Below are 4,877 nucleotides of genomic sequence, written 5' to 3' on the forward strand. Positions count from 1 at the left end.
GAATCCACCAGTCGGTTCTAAGTAGATTGGTTGTCGAAAATCACTGAATTTTCAGCTATCAACTATCAACTATCAACTAGATTAAATGTCCCAAGTCAAGATCTATGGATTGCGATCGCATCTCACTCCCATCAAGTCGCAACTTTCAGATATCATTCACAGTTGTGTCGTAGATGCCCTCCACTATCCGATCGACAAACGCTTTCACCGCTTTTTTCCATTAGAACCTGATGATTATTATTATCCATCGGGAGAGCGAACGGAGCGATATACAATTATCGAACTGAGTATGTTTGAAGGGAGAACGGTTGCAGCAAAGAAACAATTGATTCGGTTATTATTTGATCGATTAGACAAAGAATTTGGGATCTCCAATCTCGATCTAGAAATTACGATCTTTGAAACCGCCAAACATAATTGGGGCATTCGCGGCTTACCTGGTGACGAACTGAGTTTAAGCTACAAGGTAAATGTCTAATTTTCAAGGCTCGATCGAACAATGCTCAAAAGTTTCTATCCGATCGACGCACATCAACAAGTAACTCCAGACATTTCGAGAGAATTGAGAGATCGACTAGTTCGGAGTGCAGAGTTACTCGACATCTCAATGTTTGTTATATGTTGCCATCTTTACCATTGGAATCCATGTAACTTGGGTAAAGGTGCCGAAGTAGACGTCACCCGTAATAAGCGTGGAATCGTGCCGCTATTATAAACGCGAAACTCGCTAGCGACAGTAGCATCTAAATCGCGTACAGCTTGATTCATCACGATCGAACCATTGATGTCAGAAACAGAACGATGAAATGTACCAGGCGGAATCCGCAAAATCTCGCGATCGCTTTCGAGTCGGACGAGATGATATGGGTAATTCCACTTAAAGTTTACTAGATAAAATGTCCTGCCCCCCGATATCGCCAAGAGATTGTCCTCTTGATGCGAATGTAGATAAAATTGCCAATAGCCTTCGTCACTATCAGGCGGACTAATTGCCGGACCTTGATGGACTACCAAATCTCGAACATTGGATTCAGGAACGGTAATATCAAAGAAGCGGACACTCGGAGTATCGCGAAACTTTTTATAGCTTAGAAGTTCAAACATGATCGTACCTCACACAAATAATGTTGATTTACTTATCAGCGTTGCATATTCAATTTTGTCAAACCGTCAGCCTTGGACATTTTCTCGATCTATCCCCTAGTTTACGACATTAAACTTAGTGGCGGGTGGAGATATAGATCGATGACATCCGATCGAAATCGGGGAATAAGGCGATGATTGTTCTCGTAGCTAGATCTACAACCTCATATACTAGAAGACTGGACAATTTAGATATATGTTTCCCAAAACTAGTGCTTTAGCTAACATCTAGAGACTAAATTCCGAACGATCGGGGTCAAGCCGTAATATATAATCGTCACACGATCCAAATTATGATTCATAACCCCCGATGACTAACTTGAGCCAACGAGATATCGAACATATATTTGAGAGATTGAGATCGGGTGTAGTCCCAGAGCGGGGACTAGAAGCTTTTGCTGTCGGGATCGATCGATCTAGAGGCGAGATGCAACGGCAACTAGACTTGGCTGGCAATAATGAAGGCGTGTTCAAATTCCTGCGTGGTGGCTATGGTTGCGGGAAAACCTTCATGGCACGGTTGGCACTGCTCGACGCTCAAGCTCAGGGCTTTGCAACGAGTTTTGTGGTGGTATCGGATAACGATTTGCATTTCCATCGCTTTGATGATGTCTATCGCAAAGTCGTCCAGGAATTGGCAACCGATCGTTGCGATCGGGGCGCATTAGGCTTTATCCTCGATCGGTGGATCGCCCGGATGGAAGATGCGACGATCGATGGTGGTGCCAATCCCGACGCTGAAGATTTCGATACCAAAGTTCAGCAGCGGATCGAATCAGATCTGGCTTCCCTGACTGGTGGCAAAGCTCCCGAAGATATGATGCGGGTATTGCGATCGATCTTCACTCTCAAGCAACAGAATAAATTCCCCGAAGCCAGCGCGCTCCTCTCCTGGCTCTCCGGTAGTGAAAACGTCGCCGCATCCTCGAAGCGGATCGCCGGGATCAAGGGCGATATCGGCTCCAAAGAGGCGATGGACTACCTTCAGGGCATCTTAGCCATTACCAAAGCATCGGGCTATAAGGGCTTAGTGATCGTCATCGACGAAGCCGAAACCATGTTGCGGATGAAAACCGATATTCGTGCCAAATCTCTGAATGGAATTAGGCAAATCTGCGACGCAGCCGATCGCTATCCAGGGTTATTCTGGATTTTTACAGGCACGCCCGAATTTTTCGATACCAATCGGGGTGTCGCGGGTTTATCGCCTTTACACGATCGCTTAAAATTGATTCAAACGGGTAAATTTGCCAATCCCCGCCAACCGCAACTAGTCCTCACACCATTCGATCGCGATCGCCTCAAAGATGTCGCGCTCAAATTGCGGGAAATCTACCCAACCGAAAATCGCAAACAATTAACCAAAAAAGTCACGCCCGAATTTATCGATTTACTCGCCGATAAAGTCACCCAAGGTTTTGGCGGCGATGTGGGGATCGTACCGCGTCAATTCTTACGGCAATTGGTAAATATTTTGGATCTAGCCGCCACTGAACCAGATTTCGATCCGATGACAGATGGGGGTTACGATCTAGTCGAACTCAGTGCCGAGGAGATCAGAATTCGGGATGGTTTGCCCTATTTTGAACCGGAATCCGCCGACGCAGAACAATATGCTGTTAGCTTTTAATGGCGGAGGAGTTAAATTAATGCTTTACACGACAATTATTGAAAAAATGCCGAATAACTATTCTGCTTATGTACCCGATTTATCTGGCTGTGTAGCCACAGGTTCAACTATTGAAGAAATTTCAGTCGAGATTCAAGCCGCAATTTCATTTCATTTAGAAGGTTTACAGTTAGAAGGCTTACCGATTCCAGAGCCGACGACTATTTGCGAATATATTGAAGCTGTATAAGATGCTCGATTGCCTACGGCACGCTATGCGATCGATAAGCTAGTCTACTAAATGCTGTCAAAAGCAGGTGTTGATGTTCGTATCTTGATAACACTATAAGTCGATCGATTATAGTAAAATCAGATTTGGCTTTCAGATAAAGATAGTTTTATACATCAGCTCCACATGGTTATGTAGTTACTCCCACAACTATTGACTAAGCTTCAACACAAATTTAATCAAATAATTTATCTATGTCTTCAGGAGCTAGTCATACTTTCGATGCCTACGATAAGCTGAAAGAGAATACAAATACTGTGATGAAGAGTTATTACGCTGCAAGCGATCGTCTTAGCTTTCACAATTTAGTTTCTCAGTGGACTCTATCGATTCTCTCGCTAGGCTTAATTGTAATTCCACTGCTCACTGTTACTAAAATGCCACTTCGCTATAGCCAGAACGTCATCGACTTTGCATCTATCAGTTTGGCGGTAGCGATACTTATGTTATCTCTTTTGATAGGAGCTAATAATTACGCAGCGCGAGGATATAAAATGTATCAATCAGGGCTTGAATTTAATGACTTACTAAGGGATATGAGATGCTTTGAATTTAATGCTGACAGAATGACACATTATCAAGATTTTAGTAGTCGTTATGGGAACATACTGAGACGATATGAAAATGTTAGTCCTATTGACAACCTACAAGGACAAATTAATATTTACAGGAAAAATCCTCTATCAATTAACTCGTTCGGTCAACAATTTAAATATTGGTATCTTTTTTTGAGAGAACTGGTTATCTATATTGTCCCGATTATTTTTGAGTTTAGCTTTATTTACTTTCTTGTAGTAAAATAATGAATAGTAAAGAAGGCAACTAAAGTAGCCTTATAGTTTAAGATTTTTAGTTGAACGTCGTGTTATTTTTGTTAAATAATTGACCACACTTACTCTATTGTTAACTTACTACTGAATGTATAACATCTGCTTTTTCCCATTTTCTCGATCAACAAAGCTTATTGTCTGACTGCTGACATATTCTTTTCTAGTAAATTCAATAACTTCAAACTAAGATCTAAATATGGCTTAACGTCCTTGGGCTGCACATACTGACTTTTAGTAAAAGTTTTGTCACCCATCGTCAAGCTACTACTCTGATGCTTAGGTGGAAACGGAAAGACTAGTAAATATGGACCGATCGCTTCGGTACAGATCTTGTTGTTTTCGTAGAACTTAATCAAATTTGGTTGAAATAAATCGCGGATGTCATCAACTTGGTTCGATAATAGCCGATAGCCTTTAGAAAAAGCTGGAAAGCGATCTAAATTAATATCTTCATAACCAGCAAAGTTTGCGAGCTTATCCCAGAGGTGTTCGGGACGCAAGCTAAATCCTGGTAAATCGATCGATTCGTCATAAAATACCAACACTGTCTGACAAAAAGTTTCAGTATCACTATTACTTTCGATCGATACCGAATCTTCATTAAAACTAAATTCAGTGCTTCTGTGCTTACAGATGGTATAGCTGTAATCGAAGATCGCTACTGTGACTGGTTTACCATTGCGCTTGACTTGTCCGCGCATCAGATTGCTGACATCGCAACGTTCCCCATACATAAAAAACTCCAGGTTGGATACCATCGGTGCAATGCTCTCATCCCCTTTTGGGAAAAAGTCCAGCTTGAGCTGCCTAGCCACCAATTCCAGATCCTGGCGACGCTTCTTGACTAGGTAGACAATTCCACAGCCGATCGCGGCGATGAGTGCGATAACTAGGAAAAATGGCAATGCTTTCATTCGGTTCAACCCCAACACAATGTGATGATGCTCTTAGTATTCCCCGCTTAGAGACACTTCAACCTGAATGCGCTAGTTCCGAAGAAAGCCTA

General features: G+C 42.3%; 6 protein-coding genes. 4 read left to right on the forward strand and 2 right to left on the reverse strand.

Features of this window, described 5'->3' with window-relative positions; all coding sequences use genetic code 11:
• Window positions 1–85: 85 nt before the first annotated feature.
• A complete protein-coding gene (locus RMO27_RS21315) occupies window positions 86–478 on the forward strand; it encodes a tautomerase family protein (protein ID WP_309736365.1) in 393 nt (130 codons plus the stop codon).
• A gap of 152 nt (window positions 479–630) precedes the next feature.
• On the opposite strand, the gene RMO27_RS21320 is transcribed toward RMO27_RS21315, so the two are convergent.
• The gene (locus RMO27_RS21320) at window positions 631–1,104 is read right to left on the reverse strand and encodes a redox protein (RefSeq protein WP_309736367.1); all 474 of its coding nucleotides are present in this window, start codon (window positions 1,102–1,104) and stop codon (window positions 631–633) included.
• A 349-nt stretch (window positions 1,105–1,453) separates the two neighbouring features.
• On the opposite strand from RMO27_RS21320, the gene brxD reads away from it, so the two are divergent.
• The 3 genes from brxD to RMO27_RS21335 all read left to right on the forward strand — a co-directional run bounded on the left by brxD (window position 1,454) and on the right by RMO27_RS21335 (window position 3,844).
• Entirely contained in the window at window positions 1,454–2,773 is a 1,320-nt protein-coding gene (gene brxD, locus RMO27_RS21325) for a BREX system ATP-binding protein BrxD (protein WP_309736370.1), read from the forward strand.
• A gap of 19 nt (window positions 2,774–2,792) precedes the next feature.
• Window positions 2,793–3,002 (forward strand): type II toxin-antitoxin system HicB family antitoxin, encoded by a 210-nt coding sequence (locus RMO27_RS21330; protein ID WP_309736374.1) that lies wholly within the window; start codon window positions 2,793–2,795, stop codon window positions 3,000–3,002.
• Between the two features lie 233 nt (window positions 3,003–3,235).
• Complete coding sequence (locus RMO27_RS21335) at window positions 3,236–3,844, forward strand: SLATT domain-containing protein (protein ID WP_309736376.1); 609 nt, start codon at window positions 3,236–3,238, stop codon at window positions 3,842–3,844.
• Window positions 3,845–4,002: 158 nt separating this feature from the next.
• Here the strand turns inward: RMO27_RS21335 and RMO27_RS21340 are convergent, their stop codons facing one another.
• The gene (locus tag RMO27_RS21340) at window positions 4,003–4,785 is read right to left on the reverse strand and encodes a hypothetical protein (RefSeq protein WP_309736378.1); all 783 of its coding nucleotides are present in this window, start codon (window positions 4,783–4,785) and stop codon (window positions 4,003–4,005) included.
• Window positions 4,786–4,877: the final 92 nt, after the last annotated feature.

This window comes from Chamaesiphon sp. OTE_75_metabat_556, from assembly GCF_031378165.1.
In the GTDB taxonomy this organism is placed as follows: domain Bacteria; phylum Cyanobacteriota; class Cyanobacteriia; order Cyanobacteriales; family Chamaesiphonaceae; genus Chamaesiphon.

Bases quoted from the DNA above. Each gene is read 5' to 3' on its own strand.
- RMO27_RS21315 (WP_309736365.1), top strand. From the start codon at position 86: ATGTCCCAAGTCAAGATCTATGGATTGCGATCGCATCTCACTCCCATC.
- RMO27_RS21320 (WP_309736367.1), bottom strand. From the start codon at position 1,104: ATGTTTGAACTTCTAAGCTATAAAAAGTTTCGCGATACTCCGAGTGTC.
- brxD (WP_309736370.1), top strand. From the start codon at position 1,454: ATGACTAACTTGAGCCAACGAGATATCGAACATATATTTGAGAGATTG.
- RMO27_RS21330 (WP_309736374.1), top strand. From the start codon at position 2,793: ATGCTTTACACGACAATTATTGAAAAAATGCCGAATAACTATTCTGCT.
- RMO27_RS21335 (WP_309736376.1), top strand. From the start codon at position 3,236: ATGTCTTCAGGAGCTAGTCATACTTTCGATGCCTACGATAAGCTGAAA.
- RMO27_RS21340 (WP_309736378.1), bottom strand. From the start codon at position 4,785: ATGAAAGCATTGCCATTTTTCCTAGTTATCGCACTCATCGCCGCGATC.